Consider the following 18,530-nt stretch of genomic DNA (forward strand, 5'->3'; position numbering starts at 1 on the left):
TTCCTTTCCTCCTTCCTGCTTTAGCCTTCCTTCTTGACTGCCTGATAGGATGAAAGGGCACAGGTTGAATAGGAACACCAATGAGTTTATTCGAGGACTTCAGCGCCTTCCTAGAAAGTCGTCTGGAGGAGTTTTTGCGCAATAATCCCCACCTAGAACTACAAGCCCTAGAAGAACAACTGCGTGAGCAGGAAGCAGAAGCAATTAAGTTGCTTGGAGATTTGCGCTTGCGGGAAAAACGACTGCAAGATGAAATTTTGACAACGGCGCAAGAAGTACAGCGGTGGCATGTTCGGATTGAGAAAGCTAAGCAAGCCCAGCGTTTTGATCTAGTAAAACCGGCCGAAGAACGGGAAGCGGCCCTACTACGACAAGGCAATCAGCTTTGGGGACAAATGGAACTAGTTAAAAAACGTATCGAGCAGACGATCGAACTACAGCGGCAGATTCAGATCCGTCGGCAAGAAGTACGGCAGAAAGTGACCGAAGCCCAACAAGCTGCCCGCGCCAGTTACCAAACTCAGTCTGAACAGCAATGGCAAACTACTGGATGGAACCAGGGCTATCGGGTTGGCTATACCAGCGTTGCCGATCCCCTAGAACAAACGTTTCGACAGTGGGAAACGGATGAAGAATTGGAAGAATTAAAACGACAAATGGGGCGCTAAATGTGATAAACTCAGCGGAGTTTTTTGCAGATGCCGCAGCTATTCAGGTTATGGGGGTTTTCCACAGGAATCCTAGAGTTTTCCACAGGGCTGTTTCGGTTTTCCACAGGATGCCGAAAAGTTTTCCACAGGATGGGGAAGGATGTTTATTTTCCTCTAGTCCCTGATGATGTTTTGCATCTCCTCAGGAGAAACAGAGACAAGCCTGACTTGAAACACTTGCTCAAAAACGATCGCAACTTGCTGCTGCACCCGATCGAGACTAATTTGGGGAATAAATTGCGCTAAGCTGCCTACGGGTTTGTCGGCGATTCCACACGGCACAATTGACTGAAACCCCGTCAAGTCGGGACAGACATTGAGAGAAAAGCCGTGCATTGTAATCCATCGGCTGACTTTGATGCCGATCGCCGCAACCTTACAGCCCTCGACCCAAATGCCGGTCAATCCAGCAATGCGTTCACCCTTTAGCCCGTGGAGCGCCAAGACCTGAATTAACACTTCCTCAAGCTGTCGCAGATACCAATGGAGATCTGGCTGATAGTACCGCAAGTTGAGAATGGGATAGCCTACTAATTGTCCGGGGGCATGAAACGTCACTTCGCCGCCCCGCTCAATTCGGTGTACAGGATGGGGCGGATTGGCTGTATCAAACTTTAGGTGCTCTAAACGGCCGCCCTGACCCAACGTGTAGACGGGCGGGTGTTGCAACAGCATTAACACATCGTTCAATGTGGGCTGCTGACGACGGGCAGAAACCAACGATCGCTGCCATTGCCAAGCTACCCCATAGGGCACTAGTCCAGGTTCATAAAGCCAACCGCAACGAGAAGTCAATATCGAGACTCAATCGCGTTTCACACCTAATCAATCAGTCTATCCCATATCTCCCATGCGAGATCAAGCGTAATCTAGCCGAGTTCGAATCAAGAATTATCAAGGGATGCAAAACATTTTAAACGAGCCTGTCGTACAGAATACAAGGTGTTAGGGTGGGAGTATACACCCCAGTTGACACTGATCCAGCTATCCAGATCCAGTCACACAAGGGGGATGACCCAAAATGTTCTTAGGGGAGGAAGCTTTATGAAGCTTGTTATCCAGGGCAAAAATATTGAAATTACCGATGCAATCCGCGAGTATGTACATCAGAAAATTGAGAAGGCTGTTAACCATTTTCAGACATTGACGACGGAAGTTGATGTACATCTGTCGGTGGCCCGCAACCCTCGGATAAACCCCAAGCAAACCGCAGAGGTGACAATCTACGCCAATGGAACTGTGGTTCGTGCAGAGGAAAGCAGCGAAAATCTTTACGCCAGCATTGATTTGGTTTCTAACAAAATCGCTCGACAATTGCGCAAATACAAGGAGAAACGGCAAGACAAACAGCACGCACCCGTGAAAACGGCAGAAGTCCTAGCCGATGAGCCAGTTGCCCCCACGTTGGTAAGCGATCGAACTCCTGAACTGCCTACAGAAGTAGTGCGGATGAAATACTTTGCTATGCCGCCGATGACCATTCAGCAAGCGCTGGAGCAGCTAGAACTGGTAGATCACGACTTCTACATGTTCCGCAATATTGAAACTGGCGAAATCAACGTAATCTATGAACGCAATCATGGTGGCTATGGGGTGATTCAGCCCCGCAATGGCAATGGGCATACTAATGGCAAGCATCACAGTAAAGCGACTCACACGGCCCACGTAGAAGCAGCTAATGCAAGCCGAGGGTAGGGTTTTCTATCCTCACAGTAAAGCGACTCACACGGCCCACGTAGAAGCAGCTAATGCAAGCCGAGGGTAGGGTTTTCTATCCTCATTTCACACCGGGCCCAGTTTCCTAGTCGTTGATTTACTCATTTTGCAAAGATAGGAAACTGGGCATTTCTTATTTGTCCTTGCCTATGCAGAATAGAAATATAGAAAATTAAGGATGGCTCAACGCGTGACTTCTCTTTAGCATTTGATGTATACCTATGCATTCTTGCCCAACTCTGATGATCCGCTCGATTTGCCAGAAGGCATTTCGGGATCGTTACAGCTTGTTGCTGTGAATGGCATCGCGGCGTTAGTAGAGCCAGGTTTATCATTGGAAACCATTCAGATCAGCGATGATGTCCTGATGCAGGCAGTGCTCTGTCATGATCAGGTAATTCGAGAGATGTTTGAGCAAACGCCGTTGTTGCCCTTGCGGTTTGGTACTTACTTTGTCTCGCGGCAAGGATTAATGGAGCATCTAGGCGCACACTGGACTGAGTATTTAGATAAACTAGCAAAATTGCAAGGACAGGCAGAATACTTGTTGAAGCTCGTGCCGCTAGCAGCCCCAGAGTTTGCTGTACCGCCTGATCTGAAAGGGAAAGACTATTTTCTGTTTAAAAAACAGGACTATCAAACTAAGGTAGATTGGCAGCGACAACAGCGATCGGAACTGGAAAAAGTACTAGAAGCAATGGCTCAACGTTGCCCTCAGTGGACGTGCACAGAACCCAAAGATGGAGTAGAACGAATTTATATTTTGAGCGATCGGCAGTACGAGCCACTGTTGCAGGATTGGGTAAAAACGTGGCAATCGTTTTGTCCGCGATGGGAGCTCAGTTTAGGTGAAGCGTTGCCGCCCTATCACTTTGTGTAGACGATTGCCTAAGCTCGGCTCTATCTCCTTTATCTCTTATGAAGGCAATTTCTCATGAAGGGATTGACTAAAGTCGAGCTAAGTATGATTTCCTTCTCAGGTTCTAACTCGTGATTCTGCAAGTTTCCTTAATTTTCAGCCAAAAACTCGGCATCGCCACAATTTAACTCAGTTTCAGCCAGCAACTGTTTCTGTCAATCGGTTGATGACTGCGATATTCTGACCTTAGGGTATACTACAACCGACCGCATCTTCTCATGATTCAATTCGCTCAACGTTTGGCTCCGCTGCAATCAAATGTATTCGCCGATATGGATCACGCCAAGGCGAAGGCGAAAGCAACTGGAAAAGAAATTCTAGATCTGTCGCTTGGTTCCTCTGATTTGCCAACTCCAAATCATATCCTAGAGGCGATCGCTCAATCGCTGCCAGACGCCCGCACGCATGGATATTTGTTGTATCACGGAACGCGATCGTTTCGACAAGCCGCGGCACAGTGGTATACCCAAAAGTTTGGCATTGCCGTTGATCCAGAGACAGAAGTACTGCAACTGATTGGCTCACAGGAGGGAACAGCGCATCTGCCGTTAGCTATTCTTAATCCTGGTGATTTCGCCTTACTGCAAGATCCAGGATATCCCTCCCATGCCGGAGGCGTGTATCTGGCCAGTGGACAAATTTATCCCATGCCGTTGTTGGCAGAAAATGGGTTTTTGCCAGTGCTGGCAGATATTCCTGCCCCCGTATTAGCACAAGCACGGATGATGGTACTGAGCTATCCCCATAACCCCACGACGGCTGTTGCTCCATTGCGTTTCTTTCAAGAAGCCGTTGCCTTTTGTCAACAGCACAATTTAGTGCTGGTCCATGATTTCCCCTATGCCGATTTGGTATTCGACGGAGCAAAGCCGCCATCAGTGCTACAGGCTGATCCTGATAAAACGGTTTCGATCGAATTTTTTACCATGTCTAAGTCCTACAACATGGGCGGATTTCGGGTGGGCTATGCTATTGGAAATGCTGATTTGATTCGAGCCTTGCGCCAGGTGAAGGCTGCTGTCGATTTTAATCAATATCTTGGAATTTTGAATGGAGCAACGGCGGCTCTGACTGGACCTCAAACCCATGTGACGATGGCAGTTGAAACCTTTCGGCAGCGTCGCGATGCGTTTGTACAAGCCATGCATCGAATTGGGTGGACAGTCCCTATTCCCACAGCCACGATGTACATTTGGGCAAAATTGCCAGAAGCTTGGGGAGAAGATTCGATCGGGTTCTGCACCCAGCTAGTAGAGGCTACTGGCGTTGCCATTTCGCCTGGAGCCGGATTTGGTAAATCTGGCGAGGGATATGTTCGCTTTGCTCTGGTCCACGAACCAGCCGTGTTGGAAACCGCCATCGATCGCATTCACCAGTTTTTGCAGTGATGGTTCTGCCAACGGAGTGACGTTTGTTCAAAAGTTTGTTCTATTACAGTTGATCTTACAGTTGATCATTTCATTGTTGAGTTAGTTGACCGCTAGCCGCTATCAATGCAGGTCCTCAATTAATCGAAGAATTTGTAAAGATTCCGCTGCTTCATCAAAGCTTCACAAAAATCTCTAGCTCAAATTTCTCACAGTGCTTAGAAAGTCAACTTTCTAGGCATTTTTTATAGCTTTGTTTCAATTTTAGATGAGAAGATTCAGTGAAAACCACGAGATGATTACTGTCAATTTAATAGACAACTCGTTACAATCTGCCTCAATCTCGCCACGTGTTTCTCTGTGATTTAAAGAGCAATGAAGCTATAGATTTCATTGAAATCCCTAGATAGAGCTAATTTTTCTCCGGTTCATTGAGCCTGTCTAGGAATAATACTCTGGGTACAAATTCATATTTTTTGTATTAAAAAATACATTACTCTTGATGACACAGTTGTCTAAATCGCAACTAAAGTCTGATTTCACTCATTCCTAGCAAGCCATTCCTAGCAAACAAATATGTTCCCCATCACTTTCACCTTCTGGTTTCAGAGGGTACGCCATCGAACCCTCCTTCCACCGTTGTTTGGTTCATCTGTAGCGATCGCTTTTATATCAATCGCGGCTGACTCAGTACTGCCCACGTTCAACGGCCCAGGCAGCAATCCAGCAGAAGTTTTAGTGAGCGCTTCTCAAGCCTTGCTCATCAGTCCACCCTGATTCACGTCTTAGGAGAATTGACACGATGCATTGGACCGTGGCGGCCCCTTTCCTTGAACGAGATGATAATCATTGGTTAACGCCTTATGTTCCGGGCGAGCGGCATCAATTTCAACTGATTCCAAGTCAACAGCCTTCAGCAAACTGGCACAATCGCCACTCTTCAGTCAGTGGGTGGAAAGAATGGGTAATGTATTGGCAGCAGGGCAAAGCGGCGATTGAAGCAACTCAAGGCGGCGTAATTACGGTGTTTCCACAGCTAGCTGCTACTGTTGGCCTACAGCAGCAGAAAATGGGCAGACGAATTCCAGTTGTGGCGTGGTTATTTAACGTGGGCACTTGCAATCCGGGTATACGTCGATTAGCTGCCCAACTGAGTCTTCATCGCATCGATCGTTTCATCGTTCACACTCGGCGCGAACGAGTTTTATATAGCCAGTGGTTAAACTTGCCCGACAATCGATTTGAGTTTGTTCCCTATCAAGCGCCCGAAATTCCGATCCAGTACGAAGAAAACGAAACCCAACCCTTCATTGTCTCCCTTGGTTCCGCTCATCGAGATTTTCCAACATTGTTCAAAGCAGTAGAAGCGCTCAACTTACCTACGATCGTTGCTTCAGGAAAACGTGCTCTAGAAGGACTCCCGATTCCGGCGCAAGTGCAAACCCCCTTTGGCATCAGCCGCAGCGATTGTTTGCGGTTAGCCCAAGAAGCTCGGATTAACGTCATTCCACTTATGCCAAATCCCACAGCTACGGCGGCCGGGCAAGTCACCTTGGTAGAAGCAATGCGAATGGGACGAGCCATTATCGCTACTCGGTGCCATGGAGCAGACGATTATATTCAGCATGGAGAAACTGGCTTGCTGGTTGATCCCCAATCTGTAGACGACCTCAAGCAGGCGATCGAACAGCTTTGGAACGATCCTCAACTTCGCCAGCGCTTGGGGAACGCTGCCAAACAGTATGCCGCACAGCACTTTTCCGATGAGGCGGCTGGAATTGCACTGGGCAGAATTTTGGATAGCGTTGCAGATCAAATCAGCGTTCGTGGCGTCGGCAAAACTAAATGGTCAACCACCTAGCGAAACCTTCACCTTTGCCTTGATGGCTCACCTTGAGTTCTCAGTGGAATTCCAGTAGAGTAAGGGCGTATTTTTGGCGTCGATGAAGTTGAGTCTACTGTGATCATCCGATTGAACCAGGCAGGGTTGCTCGTGGTATTGTGCAGTTGGCTAGGGCTAGGAGCATTTCCTTCCAGCGCTCAAGACGCCGCAATCTGTACTAGCCAGTTGCGAGATTCGATCGATGCTGTGCTGAACCGTCCTGAACTGCGCCGAACTCGCTGGGGGGTTCTGGTTCAATCCTTGGGCGATCCACAGCCACTTTATAGCCACAATGCCGAGCAGTATTTCGTTCCCGCTTCTAATGTCAAACTGCTGACGACAGCGGCAGCCTTAGAGCAGTTGGGCCCAGACTTTCGGATTCGTACCTCGATTTACCATAGAAATTTTGCCAATCAGCAAACTCTATACATCGTTGGACGAGGCGATCCCAGTTTAACGGATGAGGATCTGGTTAGTTTGGCTCAGCAATTACGCGAGCGAGGGATTACAACGGTCGATCGGCTGATTGGAGACGACTCCTATTTTCAAGGAGACTCCATCAACCCTACTTGGGAATGGGAAGATATCCAAGCTGGCTATGGGGCACCTGTCAATAGCCTGATCTTGAATCAGAATGCCATTGGTCTAACAGTGATCCCGCAAGCATTAGGGCAACCCTTGGCGGTGCGATGGGATGATCCGGCTGAGTCCATTATGTGGCAGGTACAAAATCGATCGACCACAGTTCCTGTAGATGCGACGGAGTTTTTAACCGTGGGGCGCGATCTCAGTCGCTCAGTACTGTATGTGCACGGGCAGTTGCGGGTTGGGTCTGCGTCTGAGCCAGTTGCTGTCTCGGTGCCGCAGCCAGCCCAACGGTTCATGCAGCGGTTTGTGCAAATTTTGGTAACGCAAGGAATTCAAGTGCGACAAACGATTGTAACTACCCAATTTACTGATCCCCAAGGACTAGAAATTGCCGCCGTTGAGTCCCCTCCCCTCAGTGAACTGCTCGTAGAAACCAATCGAGAGAGTAATAACCTATATGCTGAAGTGTTGCTGCGATCGCTTGGAAAACGCAACGAAGAGGCAACTTCGACCTTGGAGGCGGGAATTGCTGCGTTAGAAATGACGTTCAATGGTTGGGGAATCAACCCAGACAGTTATGCCCTTGTAGACGGCTCAGGACTGTCTCGTCACAATTTAGTCAGTCCAGAAGCAATTGTGCAAACCCTACAAATAATGGCGCGATCGTCAAATGCATCCACTTATCGACATTCACTCGCACTTGCAGGAGTTAACGGAACGCTGCAAAATCGATTTCGTCAAACGCTGGTCGAACAAAAGCTACGGGGAAAAACCGGGCAATTGCGCAATGCAATGGCGCTTTCTGGGTATCTTGAACTTGGGCATCAATCAGCCCTTGTATTCAGTCTCCTGGTGAATCCGTTCCATCAGGCACCCAGTCAAGTACAAACCAGTCTCGATGCGATAGTAGAACAGTTAGCTCAAGTGCGATCGTGTTGAATTGGGCGATTGCTTCGACCGTCCGTATTGAATTGTGATTGGATAGTTTAACCCAATCACCCAATCACCCAGTTAGGAAGCACGGCCCACCATCAGGCGATCGGACGGTTGAATTTGGTACTTGATGAGATTGGCAAGCTCTTGAAGTTGGCTGATGGCTTCTGCTCCTTCTAGCTTCATCAACTCCCGATCGTCTCGCATCTCCGTCCAGGTAATTCCGTAGTCTGAAACCAAAAAACGAATCAAATGGTTTTCGCCCAAACTGACCATGAACGATGCACTACTCATCTGCCCACCACAGGTATAGCAAGAAGCCAAATAGCCTCGTTGCTCCAGCACAATGGCAAGCGCTTGAAGATTCATTACAAGGTCATGGACGAATTGGCGATGTTGTTCTGCAAGTCTAAGGAACATAACTTGACCTCCTATCACCACACATATCACACAATTTTAGACCTTTTTATAATTTCTTAAGTATTTAAATTCTTTACGTGTGATGCAGGAATATACTCCAGGTGGTGGTGTTGAAATGACGAAAACGAGCCGTTAACAAAGAATTAAAAGTTAATAATTAAGCGATGCAGACCAATGAGGGTTGTTACTGTAGAGTTGCTAGCTCAGGGTAACTGACTGCTGATTCGGATAAAAGTATCAGGCACAACAGTCAAGCTCATCCTAAGAAGCATTGAACTGTACAAACACCCTTTCAAACCAGCGTAGCCTTTAAGTTGAACTCCCTGCCAGTAGATAGTTAAATTTCTTATCGATTAGTGTGACGTTCTATAGAAATATTTAAATTCTGTGGCAAAAGACAATCCGTAGATATTAGTTAACCTGCCACCAACCAAAAGCTGGGCCGATGAAACGAATAACGATCCAGTAGGTTACAAGCAGACCAATCCCAATCCAAGCTCCTCGGGTACTCCAATCTACAAACTTTTGTGCCTGGCTTTTTTTGATGGGTAACCACGGAGCAATGTTGGGTTCCTGTCCATACTTCTCTCCCAAGACTTCTTTCCGTCGCTTTGAATCACCCATGGTTCGGCTCCTCCTGGTTTCCTTGTCTACTTTTTCAACGAGCACCCCTGTGTTTCAATCATACTGGTTTACGCCGCATTGACCTGTGCCTTTGTCCTTATCTCAGTCTCCAATCCCAAGTTCTTCAAAGGAGTTGAATAAACTGGCATCGACGTAGTTAATGCGGGCAAAAGGACTGAGGGCGGCTAACACTTGTTGCCCATAGCTACGATGGTTGACGCGATTGTCTAGAAGCGCCACAACCCCTTGAGATTCTCGGACAGGAGCGATCGCCCGTTGCAAATCGCTGAGTGCCTCTGGCAGCAAATATAGACGAAACCAGTCCTGTCGATTGCGTTTATAGTGAGCAACTCGTCCTGCTACTAGGGGATTTTCTAGAGAAGGCAACGGCAACGTCGCAATTACCAGCAATTGGGGAGCCGGAAGCACCCCTTGGTGTTGGCGCCAAAACTCCCAGCCTGTCACTAAGATGCCGCGATCGTCCAGGCACGTTTTTTCTACCTGCACGCGCGACCCAAACTCAGACGCCAGAACCGAGCCAATTTGAGCTTTTAGGGGCACATCTTCAATCAACAACACAGTTAAGCCTTGGTTAGCTGTATTGGTAGCTCCTAGTAGGGCCCGAATTTCTTGCATGAGCACTGGCTGAAACTGGGGCGTATTGGGCATTGGTAATCCGTCGGGCAGGTAAAGGTGAACTAGTTCGTGCTGGCGATCGAGCGTGAACTTTAGGCAAGTAATGGTATCTAACCCCACCCGCTGGCGATAAATTTTGGCATCTGCATCTAGATCCAACGATCCCCCAATGAGGACGACCGGTTGCTGTAACCAAACCGGTCGCAGGGCAGGTGCAACATCTACTGGGCAACTCAACAGCGTAAATTGTCCTTGCTGCCGCGCAACTTCTGTCCACAGCATTTGATCAGGCTGTTTCAGGGCTTGTCTAAAGTCTTCCCACGCAGTTGGCAATTGGGTCAACCGTTGATTGGCGGCTGTGGTGACGGGATCAAGGTGATCGACCCCGCCACGATCGCCCCTACCAAGGGGATCACGATGGGAATCAATGGTCGTTGCCTCACACTCCTGCTCTGGTTCATCTAGATCGGCTTCATCTAGATTGACCGATGGGCGATCGCGCTCACAGTTCGCCGCATCCGTTTTCTCAGAATCAAGCGATGTCAGGGAAGCCGCATCTTCTAATGACAATGGAACAGACAACGCTGCATACAGTCGCGTTAGGATCTCTCGCTCATCGGGATCAATTAGATAACAATCGTAGGGATTTGCAGGATGTTGAAAGATGGAACGAGTCAGTTGAACGCGGGCATCGCGGATGGTATCGGCACAGTGAGGATACGCTGCCATCAAATCGTCCCAATCCTGGGAGTGAATTTGGTGGGTTAACTGCTGCCGAGTCCATGTTTCTAGATCATCGGCTCCATCGATAATAGTTGGAATATGGTCAGGAAACCGTCCTGCCTGGGTGAGCCGATCGAACAACCAAGCTTGGGGTGTTGTCAATAGCAGCCCTTCAAAATCATCACACCAGCGATCGCCTGTCCGAATAGCTTTATGATCCGGAATCCACTGGCGCAAACGGGGGATTTCGACCATCAACAGGCGCTGCTGCACGGCGGCGGTTGTCACCAAAATCACTGATCCCTGCCAAATTAACAGCGGCATTAAGTAACTCAAGCGATAACGCCCGTGATAGCCCGAAGGAGCACCTGCTTGCAGCAATGCACTCCGCCCCAAGCGCAGTGCACGAGCAACTAGGCGCGCCATTGTCAGATGATGGTGCCAATAGGGTTCGCCCTGCTCTCGTAGGAAAGCCCGGAGTTGTTGATGAACTTCTACCTCAATCACAAGCGTTGTCTCGATTACTGAGCAGTGAATGTCTGAAGGACTCAATGAACTTCATTGTGACACAAACGCTTATAGGACTTAGTGAAGTTGGAGATCAGTTCGAGATCAAAAGTTGGAGGTCAGAGATTCAAACACAGTATTAAGACTTAGCCACTCAAGGCGAAAGGTCTGAACAGGTCTGACATGCCAAGGAAGTGTTCAGATCGATGGGTGCCAGAGTGAGCGTTTTCCTGTATAGTATTGCTTCCGATAGATGGCAGCGAACGGCAGCATCAAGCCCAAAAGATTCATGAAGATTGGGGTGATTGGACTCGGACTGATTGGCGGTTCATTGGCGATCGATTTGCGGGCACTGGGTCATACCATTTTGGGAGTGAGCCGACGCTCGGAAACCTGTGCTCAAGCCGTAGCTCAACAGATTGTGGACAAGGCTAGTCCTGATCTAGCTCTAATGAAGGCGGCCGACCTCATTTTTCTTTGTACTCCGCTAGGAGCTATCAAACCGACTGTAGAACAGTTAATTCCTCATCTCGCGCCCACCACGGTGCTGACGGATGTGGGATCGGTCAAAACGTCTGTGGTGAATACGATTGCTCCGCGCTGGCCAAACTTTGTGGGTGGACACCCGATGGCGGGAACGGCTGAAAGTGGTTTAAATGCGGCGGTGTCCGGCTTGTTTGTAGACCGGCCCTATGTATTAACACCGATCGACTCGACGCCCCAGGCGGCGATTGACCAGGTTACCGCCGTGGTTCAGTCACTCCGCAGCCGCATCTACCATTGTCATCCGGAGGATCACGATCGGGCAGTGGCTTGGATTTCGCACCTACCCGTCATGATTAGTGCAAGTTTGATTGCCGCTTGCCTAAACGAAGATGATCCGATCGTGCTAAAACTGGCGCAGCAGCTAGCTAGTTCTGGGTTTCGAGATACAAGTCGTGTGGGTGGCGGTAATCCAGAATTAGGAGTCATGATGGCAACTTACAATCAGCAAGCGCTACTGCACGCACTGTATTGTTATCGAGACCAATTAGATCAAACCATTCGATCGATTGAAGGAGGAGATTGGACAGAACTAGAAGAACTTCTGATACAAACTCAACAAGCCCGATCGGAATTTTTGCAATAGTAAAGTTTTACAACGGAACGCAGAACCTATGGCATTGCAACTTCTGGGTCCATCGACACGGGAAGTACCGATCGATGCTTGCGCTGAATGCGACGATGATCAAGAATAGCGAGAATGGGAGGAAACCGTAGGATGACTCGATTAGCGGCATCGAGTTCTGCGGCCCATTCTTGACGAGTTTGCTTGCGCTTCGTCCAGTGCACACCCGGACGCAAGTGATGTTCTTGGTGGTAGCCCTCGTTACAAAATAATAAATTATAAAGTTCACCATAATAGCTCGTGGAATTGGCATAGCGGTTTTCTGGAATGCCGCCAAAGTGCTCATAATAATTCTCTAGATGCTCTAAAAACCAACCAAGATAAAAAGTAGGAATAAAAATAACTAGAACATACTGCCACGAGAGGTAGAGGAAGCCGAGCAAACCAAGCATGCACGCTACCAGTTCAACACACAACTGATGTTTTTCGCCTCGCTTAATAATTTCTCTAAAGGCTGCAACTAAATTGGCTCGAAAGATGCCGAGCGCACAGTAAGACCAAACTGGTTCCGGTTCACCCTGTTGACCGTGGGCAAACAAAGAGGTCGGATCGTTCGTGTGACCATATGCATCTTGACGATCGTTAACATAGCGATGATGAAGCAAATGCTCGTAGCGATAGTAGATTTGGGGCAGCCCAATGTTAATCGAATTAATCACCAGATAGAGCTGATTTAACCATTCAGCCTTGAACCAAGGGGTATGAACAAAATTGTGGCTGGCTACGAGACCGTTGTACCAAAACAAGAAAACGCAAAGCGGCAGAAATAACAGGTTTTGTAGCAAGGTGCGATCGTACCACGTTGCCGCTATCCAGACATTGAGGGCTAGCTGAAACAATGTCACGCTCAGCGGAATACTGTCGCGCCAAGTATATTTCCAAAGCATAGTTGTGGGGCACTCTGTGAAGGGTTTGACCGCCCAGCATAACACAGCTTTTAAAGTTGAACGCCAGATATAGAGTTGTTTGTTCTTGCAGTTCCTATATTTAGGGTTCTATAGACAAGGTAGCCGTGAACCGAAGTGTCCTTAACTTGGTGCCCTAAATTACTGTTTCATCGCTACACAGCATAGACAATAGACTGCTACTAAATATAAAAACTTCGTAAAGGTGCAGATAGCAAATGAGCATTTCCACCGAATCGCAGTATGTCGATCGATCCCAATCTGGAGAAGACTATCCCCTTAGTGCAGTTCCTGCCGAATCTCGTAAGTCACTATGGTCATTAGCTCCACTATTGATGGGGTTTACGCTTTACTCGGGCACGTTGTTTGCGGGCGGCTTGGTGGGGCCACAGTTCCGGTTCTTCCCAGACTTGTTAGGTCTGATTCTAGTTGGAAATTTGATTTTGGGAATTTATGCCGCTGGTCTGGCCTATATTGCTGCCAACACCGGACTAACAACGGTTCTAATGTCGCGATTTAGCTTTGGCAACATTGGTTCGCGCTGGGTTGATTTCATTCTGGGGTTCACACAAATTGGTTGGTATGCATGGGGGTCTGCCCTAATTGCCGATTTGCTGAACAAGCTGTTGGGGGTTCCAGAATCCTTAAACTGGTTGACGATTTTGTTCTTCACCTATTTTTTCTGTTGGACAGCCTATATTGGCTATCGGGCGATGGACTGGCTAAGCCGGATTGCCGTCCCCGCGATGCTGATTTTAATGCTTTGGAGTTTGTCGATCGCCGCTGGTCAAGTGGGTGGCTGGCAAGGACTGCAAGCAATCACGCCCCAAGGTGAGATGACGATCGGCGCGGCCCTCACAATTATTGTCGGCACGTTTGTTTCTGGTGGAACCCAAGCCACAAACTGGAGCCGGTTTGCCAATTCTGCAAAAACGGCCACGATTGGCACATTGGCTGCCTTCTTTTTGGCTAATGGCTTTCTGATTTTTACGGGCGCCTTTTGTGCCTTGGTCTACTCTGGCGTCAGCGATGTGGCCGATAGCTCGGACATTGTGCAAGTGATGGCCTATCAAGGGTTGCTGTTTTGGGGCTTAGTGCTGCTGTTCCTCAATATGTGGACAACGCAAGACAACACGATGTATGCCTTTTCAGTGGCAGGAGCACACATGTTTCGCACCAACAAGCGCACATGGTTTGTGTTGGGAGGCGCGACGATTGCCCTAATTTTGGCATGGGCAGGCATTTATGAAGCACTGGTTCCCTATCTAATTTTGTTGGGTACGTTCATTCCTCCAATTGGGGGCATTATCATGGCAGATTTTTGGCTCTACCGTCGGGGTGCATTTCCACCGCTCGATCAACCCCAGCCTGCCTTCAATTGGGCAGGAATTATATCCTATGTTGTGGCTTCGGCCATTGCCTATTTTTCGTCTCAAGCCAATATTGGCATTGCACCTATTAATGGCATAGTGGCGGCGGTTATCATCTACTATGTTTTAGCTAAAGCTTTACCCACCCAGACCTCATAAGGTTACAGCAGTAAATCAGTGTTGCACCTAACCCGCGATCGAGCTAGCCCCGATCGTAAGTTGTTGATTGTCTTTATGACTTCTTTATTTTCTTTTTCTAGCATTAGAAATGAAGCAATTGAAGTCCTCTGCTCTAGCTGTCTCTGTTTCTTTCAGATTTAGCAGAACCGAATGACAGCAGCTTGAGATAGCTTGACAGAATTTGGACTTTCATTGCACACGGCTTTATTTCTAATGGCGATTGCTGCAACTATCCACTATGTCCCTACTTCATCGGCAAGCTCTATCGGTTTTGGAAACCCTCCATCAACAGATACAGACTGTATTAACCGATTTAGCCAATGAGTGTCCACAGTCCACCGTGTGGGTTGCTACGAATGACACAAACTGGATTTCGGAAATTAGAATGCACTACACCGAAACTGAAGTGAAGCTAGACGTTTGGCTATCGGATATTCCCTTTCAAGCATTGGAACTGCATATTTCCCCAGAAACGGCTGTGATTCGTGCCAAATCATTGTTGGATATGGTAGAGGGCTTTTTTAGTGCCGAGCACCTCGAAGGCATCATTCCCTTTCCTGTGGCGGTTCATCCAGAAACGGTGAATGCCAGTCTTCAACACAATTTATTATCACTGACGTTGCCTAAATCTGGTCAAATTGAGCGCCAGCGCCTTTTGGTTCGCTTCAACCAAGTGCTTGATCTGTCTCAATCTTCTTCGGTGATGCGCCGATCGCTCACGTTTAAAGGGGCTAAATCTTAGGCAGGTAATTAACAGGTAATTAATAAGTGCAATGAAGTGCAGTCCTTTATTGGCTTTAAACTAAATGGGTTTGCACCGTCTCAATCAATTCACTAAATCTGAAGGGTTTGGATAGATAGGCTTTGATGGTTTGATAGGTTTGGATAGATGGCTCAGGGGGTAGAACCTGAGCACTAACAATAATTACAGGCAGCGAGCAATGAGATTGCTGTAATTCGTCAAGCACAGCCCATCCATTTTTATCGGGCAGACCCAAATCTAATAGCAGCAAATCAAACCGATCGGCTTGCAGCTTTTGTAAGGCTTCGGCACCCGTACTAGCAACTTCAACGGTGTATCCATTTTTTAACAGACCCTTTGCAATAAAAGCAGCGATGCGGGGTTCATCTTCAGCAATTAAAATTTGGTTCATTGAAGTGCCATGACATCAGAAAGGTGTCTCCGCCTAGGAGCGGAATATGTCGAATTGATCAGGACGGATCTATCAAGTTAACTTGCCCCCAGCATTGAACCACTTCTTCATTCCCAAGTGAAGAAATCGAGATTGCTCGTCTCATGAGTTAGATGAATTGATTCGTATATTAATTCATGCAATCTAAATAGCAATAATGTTCTGAACAAATATTCTGAATTTCTCAGATTTGAAAACAGAAACGACCATACAGATCTTGCAATTCATAGCTAATCTAGATTCTAGATCGCCGAGCGCTATTTTGAATAGATTTCAGATGAAACTTTGATAAGAAAATTCTCATCCGACTCGTAAGTATGGTTTCGTTTCTCTCGACTTCCTACGATCGCATTCGATAACCAACACCCCGTACAGTTTCGATTAAATCATCTCCTAATTTTTTACGTAAATACCCAACATATACATCTACAATATTAGAGCCAGGATCATAGTCATAGCCCCAAACATGATTCAATAACTGTTCTCGGCTCATCACTTGATCGGGATGACGCAAGAAAGTTTCAGCCAGGGTAAATTCACGAGCCGATAATTCAACCGATCGATCGCCAATATATACTCGTCGAGTTCGTAGATCGAGACGTAGATTCTGCCGTTGCAAAACCATATCTGATTGCGCAGATGCCATTGAATTTTTATTAGTGCGTAGCCGTACTCGCACCCGCGCTAGCAGTTCATCAAAGTGAAAAGGTTTAGTGACATAATCATCTGCACCGTGCTCTAGTCCATTCACTTTGTCATTCACATCATCTCGTGCCGTTAAGATAATTATAGGCTTTTGAAAGCCTTGCCCTCTCAATTCTTCCAGTACCAGCAATCCATCTTTGCCAGGCAATCCCAGATCTAGAATTATGAGATCAAACTCATCTTCGATGGCGAAGCGGATCGCGGCTTGTCCGTCTTGAACGATGGCTGTGATAAACCCGTTTGCCCGAAATCCTTTTTCTAGAAAAGCGGCAATTCGAGGTTCGTCTTCAACAATAAGAATTCGATTCATCAAAACAACCTCGCAATAGGGGGTTCTAAAGGTAAAACTAGTGTGAAGGTGGAGCCAACCCCGACCTGACTCACCAACTCAACACGACCACCATGCGCCTCTGTAATGGCTTGAACAATCGCCAATCCTAAGCCAGCCCCATCCGATCGTCGTTGACGGTTACTGGCACGAGCAAAGCGCTCAAAAATTCGTTCTTGATCGAAAGGAGCAATGCCTTCGCCCGTATCGCGAACCCAAAGCTGTACTTCTCGTCTTCCGATACTTGCTCCAATTTCAATTAAATCAGAGGGCCGAGTGGATTGAATTGCATTTTGGATCAGGTTCAACATAGCTCCGGTCAAGCGCTGACGATCGCCCCTCATTTGCCCTTGCCCTAAACATTTAAGCTGCCAATTTCGATTGTCAAATGATGAACTTTTCAACGTTTGTGCTTTGACAAAGATCTCTTTTACAAAAGCTGAAACCTCAAGGATTTCAAGCTGCAAAAAATCAGGACGTTCTGCCTTTGCCAATAAAATTAGATCGTTGACAATTCGGCTCATGCGATCGAGTTCGTCCATCACTATCGACAGGGTTTCTTGCTGTTCTTGTGGGTCATCTCCCATCAGTTCCAAGTGTCCCTGAATGATAGTAATGGGAGTGCGAAGTTCGTGCCCTGCATCATTAATAAAGCTACGTTGGCTGGTGAAGGCATCTTGCAACCGGCTCATCATGGCATTAAACGTGGTAGCTAATTCAGCCATTTCACCCGAACCCTCTATAGTTGGCAACCGTTGCGATAGATCGGATTCGCCAATCGATCGAGCCGTGTCCACCAATTGCCGCACTGGGGTCAACAGTTGGGCAATGGCAAACCAAGCAATAATAGACGCAATCAACACTACCCCAACCGCTACGTGGGCAAACACTATCACGCTGTCGAGTGCTTCTTGCCTTTCTCCGACTGTTGTATGTGCAACAACAAACGCGCCCTGAATTCGCCCCTGCATAACCAACGGTTGAGCAATGTATAGAATATTCCCGATTTCAGAGTCGGTTGTTGCGTATTTACCTGAAATGGGATGTCCCAAGTTGCTCCACCGTTGAGATAAGGGGGAACCAGGCTGCAAAACCGCCGGTAAAACCATCGGATTTGATCGGTAAACCCGATCGCCGACTACAGCAATCAAAAAATTGTCATCTTGGGGCAATTGCTGCATCAAATATTGTTCTAAGAACGGCTGCAACTCAGCCGGATCTCGACGTTGCTCATGCTCCCATTGTCTGTACGTGCTGCGGAACGTTTGCATTTCTTGGTTTAAGTCACGCCGAACGCGCTCATCCACCTTATTGAACAGTAGAAATAGAAAAACTGGGATGGACGCAGCTGCAACCACCAACATCAACACTACATACATCAATAAAATACGAGTTCGCGTCTCTCCTAGAAATCGATGCCACCAATCGAACTTTCTGCCTAAATTGGGGGAGGCAATTCTCTTTGGAGGTTTGTTGAACGGAGTTGCCACTGCATCTATGGAGCGCGAGAAACGAGAGCACAAAAACGCGAAAAGCTACTAATCATTATTGTTAACTGCCTGTCATCGATCGGCTACTTCTATTAAACACAAGGTGATGAGGCTAAATCCTGCAAAGTTTCTTTCATGAGAAAACTCTCATGAAACTCTTAATTTT

Annotated in this window: 18 protein-coding genes; 10 read left to right on the top strand and 8 right to left on the bottom strand. The window is 47.5% G+C overall.

The features are described 5' to 3' along the window. Positions 1-80: 80 nt before the first annotated feature. Entirely contained in the window at positions 81-668 is a 588-nt protein-coding gene (locus tag OXH18_RS16060) for a TIGR04376 family protein (RefSeq protein WP_268608111.1), read from the top strand. 156 nt (positions 669-824) lie between these two features. Here OXH18_RS16060 and lipB read toward each other — a convergent pair whose 3' ends face one another. Beyond that, positions 825-1,505: a lipoyl(octanoyl) transferase LipB gene (gene lipB, locus OXH18_RS16065; protein WP_268608112.1), complete on the bottom strand. Its 681-nt coding sequence runs from the start codon at positions 1,503-1,505 to the stop codon at positions 825-827. A gap of 249 nt (positions 1,506-1,754) precedes the next feature. On the opposite strand from lipB, the gene hpf reads away from it, so the two are divergent. The 6 genes from hpf (at position 1,755) to dacB (ending at position 8,121) form a co-directional block, all read left to right on the top strand. After that, on the top strand, positions 1,755-2,405 hold the full coding sequence (gene hpf, locus OXH18_RS16070; RefSeq protein WP_268608113.1) for a ribosome hibernation-promoting factor, HPF/YfiA family: 651 nt from the start codon (positions 1,755-1,757) through the stop codon (positions 2,403-2,405). Between the two features lie 232 nt (positions 2,406-2,637). Continuing rightward, positions 2,638-3,306, top strand: a complete 669-nt coding sequence (locus OXH18_RS16075) for a GvpL/GvpF family gas vesicle protein (protein ID WP_268608114.1) — start codon at positions 2,638-2,640, stop codon at positions 3,304-3,306. A gap of 260 nt (positions 3,307-3,566) precedes the next feature. Further along, on the top strand, positions 3,567-4,733 hold the full coding sequence (locus OXH18_RS16080; RefSeq protein ID WP_268613196.1) for an LL-diaminopimelate aminotransferase: 1,167 nt from the start codon (positions 3,567-3,569) through the stop codon (positions 4,731-4,733). A gap of 555 nt (positions 4,734-5,288) precedes the next feature. Beyond that, the gene (locus OXH18_RS16085) at positions 5,289-5,489 is read left to right on the top strand and encodes a hypothetical protein (protein ID WP_268608115.1); all 201 of its coding nucleotides are present in this window, start codon (positions 5,289-5,291) and stop codon (positions 5,487-5,489) included. A gap of 25 nt (positions 5,490-5,514) precedes the next feature. Continuing rightward, entirely contained in the window at positions 5,515-6,573 is a 1,059-nt protein-coding gene (locus OXH18_RS16090; protein WP_268608116.1) for a glycosyltransferase family 4 protein, read from the top strand. Between the two features lie 99 nt (positions 6,574-6,672). Further along, complete coding sequence (gene dacB / locus OXH18_RS16095) at positions 6,673-8,121, top strand: D-alanyl-D-alanine carboxypeptidase/D-alanyl-D-alanine endopeptidase (protein WP_268608117.1); 1,449 nt, start codon at positions 6,673-6,675, stop codon at positions 8,119-8,121. A 72-nt stretch (positions 8,122-8,193) separates the two neighbouring features. Here the strand turns inward: dacB and OXH18_RS16100 are convergent, their stop codons facing one another. From OXH18_RS16100 to OXH18_RS16110, 3 genes are all read right to left on the bottom strand, one after another. Continuing rightward, positions 8,194-8,535 (bottom strand): DUF1815 family protein, encoded by a 342-nt coding sequence (locus OXH18_RS16100; RefSeq protein ID WP_268608118.1) that lies wholly within the window; start codon positions 8,533-8,535, stop codon positions 8,194-8,196. Between the two features lie 411 nt (positions 8,536-8,946). Further along, positions 8,947-9,159: a DUF2839 domain-containing protein gene (locus tag OXH18_RS16105; RefSeq protein ID WP_268608119.1), complete on the bottom strand. Its 213-nt coding sequence runs from the start codon at positions 9,157-9,159 to the stop codon at positions 8,947-8,949. A 102-nt stretch (positions 9,160-9,261) separates the two neighbouring features. After that, complete coding sequence (locus OXH18_RS16110) at positions 9,262-11,025, bottom strand: helicase C-terminal domain-containing protein (protein WP_268608120.1); 1,764 nt, start codon at positions 11,023-11,025, stop codon at positions 9,262-9,264. Positions 11,026-11,314: 289 nt separating this feature from the next. Here OXH18_RS16110 and OXH18_RS16115 point away from each other — a divergent pair, with 289 nt between their 5' ends. Continuing rightward, on the top strand, positions 11,315-12,154 hold the full coding sequence (locus OXH18_RS16115; protein ID WP_268608121.1) for a prephenate/arogenate dehydrogenase: 840 nt from the start codon (positions 11,315-11,317) through the stop codon (positions 12,152-12,154). Positions 12,155-12,180: 26 nt separating this feature from the next. On the opposite strand, the gene OXH18_RS16120 is transcribed toward OXH18_RS16115, so the two are convergent. Next, positions 12,181-13,080 carry a fatty acid desaturase family protein gene (locus tag OXH18_RS16120; protein WP_268608122.1) on the bottom strand — a complete coding sequence of 300 codons (900 nt, stop codon included), beginning with the start codon at positions 13,078-13,080 and terminating at the stop codon, positions 12,181-12,183. Positions 13,081-13,316: 236 nt separating this feature from the next. Between OXH18_RS16120 and codB the strand changes: the two genes are divergently transcribed. Both codB and OXH18_RS16130 read left to right on the top strand, forming a co-directional pair. Next, positions 13,317-14,627: a cytosine permease gene (gene codB / locus OXH18_RS16125; RefSeq protein ID WP_268608123.1), complete on the top strand. Its 1,311-nt coding sequence runs from the start codon at positions 13,317-13,319 to the stop codon at positions 14,625-14,627. A 259-nt stretch (positions 14,628-14,886) separates the two neighbouring features. After that, positions 14,887-15,390 (top strand): Hsp20/alpha crystallin family protein, encoded by a 504-nt coding sequence (locus OXH18_RS16130; protein ID WP_268608124.1) that lies wholly within the window; start codon positions 14,887-14,889, stop codon positions 15,388-15,390. 55 nt (positions 15,391-15,445) lie between these two features. On the opposite strand, the gene OXH18_RS16135 is transcribed toward OXH18_RS16130, so the two are convergent. The 3 genes from OXH18_RS16135 to OXH18_RS16145 all read right to left on the bottom strand — a co-directional run bounded on the left by OXH18_RS16135 (position 15,446) and on the right by OXH18_RS16145 (position 18,364). Further along, positions 15,446-15,802, bottom strand: a complete 357-nt coding sequence (locus OXH18_RS16135; RefSeq protein ID WP_268608125.1) for a response regulator transcription factor — start codon at positions 15,800-15,802, stop codon at positions 15,446-15,448. 379 nt (positions 15,803-16,181) lie between these two features. Further along, positions 16,182-16,856, bottom strand: coding sequence for a response regulator transcription factor (locus tag OXH18_RS16140; protein ID WP_268608126.1), 675 nt, complete (start codon positions 16,854-16,856; stop codon positions 16,182-16,184). After that, positions 16,856-18,364, bottom strand: a complete 1,509-nt coding sequence (locus OXH18_RS16145) for a sensor histidine kinase (RefSeq protein ID WP_268608127.1) — start codon at positions 18,362-18,364, stop codon at positions 16,856-16,858. The genes OXH18_RS16140 and OXH18_RS16145 overlap by 1 nt, the downstream gene beginning before the upstream one ends. Between the last annotated feature and the right edge of the window lie 166 nt (positions 18,365-18,530).

This window comes from Thermocoleostomius sinensis A174 (genome assembly GCF_026802175.1).
Taxonomy (GTDB): domain Bacteria; phylum Cyanobacteriota; class Cyanobacteriia; order Elainellales; family Elainellaceae; genus Thermocoleostomius; species Thermocoleostomius sinensis.

What these genes read in the sequence shown, in the direction of transcription:
- OXH18_RS16060 (WP_268608111.1), top strand. Translation starts at nt 81, where the DNA reads ATGAGTTTATTCGAGGACTTCAGCGCCTTCCTAGAAAGTCGTCTGGAG.
- hpf (WP_268608113.1), top strand. Translation starts at nt 1,755, where the DNA reads ATGAAGCTTGTTATCCAGGGCAAAAATATTGAAATTACCGATGCAATC.
- OXH18_RS16075 (WP_268608114.1), top strand. Translation starts at nt 2,638, where the DNA reads ATGTATACCTATGCATTCTTGCCCAACTCTGATGATCCGCTCGATTTG.
- OXH18_RS16085 (WP_268608115.1), top strand. Translation starts at nt 5,289, where the DNA reads ATGTTCCCCATCACTTTCACCTTCTGGTTTCAGAGGGTACGCCATCGA.
- OXH18_RS16090 (WP_268608116.1), top strand. Translation starts at nt 5,515, where the DNA reads ATGCATTGGACCGTGGCGGCCCCTTTCCTTGAACGAGATGATAATCAT.
- OXH18_RS16100 (WP_268608118.1), bottom strand. Translation starts at nt 8,535, where the DNA reads ATGTTCCTTAGACTTGCAGAACAACATCGCCAATTCGTCCATGACCTT.
- OXH18_RS16105 (WP_268608119.1), bottom strand. Translation starts at nt 9,159, where the DNA reads ATGGGTGATTCAAAGCGACGGAAAGAAGTCTTGGGAGAGAAGTATGGA.
- OXH18_RS16115 (WP_268608121.1), top strand. Translation starts at nt 11,315, where the DNA reads ATGAAGATTGGGGTGATTGGACTCGGACTGATTGGCGGTTCATTGGCG.
- OXH18_RS16120 (WP_268608122.1), bottom strand. Translation starts at nt 13,080, where the DNA reads ATGCTTTGGAAATATACTTGGCGCGACAGTATTCCGCTGAGCGTGACA.
- codB (WP_268608123.1), top strand. Translation starts at nt 13,317, where the DNA reads ATGAGCATTTCCACCGAATCGCAGTATGTCGATCGATCCCAATCTGGA.
- OXH18_RS16130 (WP_268608124.1), top strand. Translation starts at nt 14,887, where the DNA reads ATGTCCCTACTTCATCGGCAAGCTCTATCGGTTTTGGAAACCCTCCAT.
- OXH18_RS16135 (WP_268608125.1), bottom strand. Translation starts at nt 15,802, where the DNA reads ATGAACCAAATTTTAATTGCTGAAGATGAACCCCGCATCGCTGCTTTT.
- OXH18_RS16140 (WP_268608126.1), bottom strand. Translation starts at nt 16,856, where the DNA reads ATGAATCGAATTCTTATTGTTGAAGACGAACCTCGAATTGCCGCTTTT.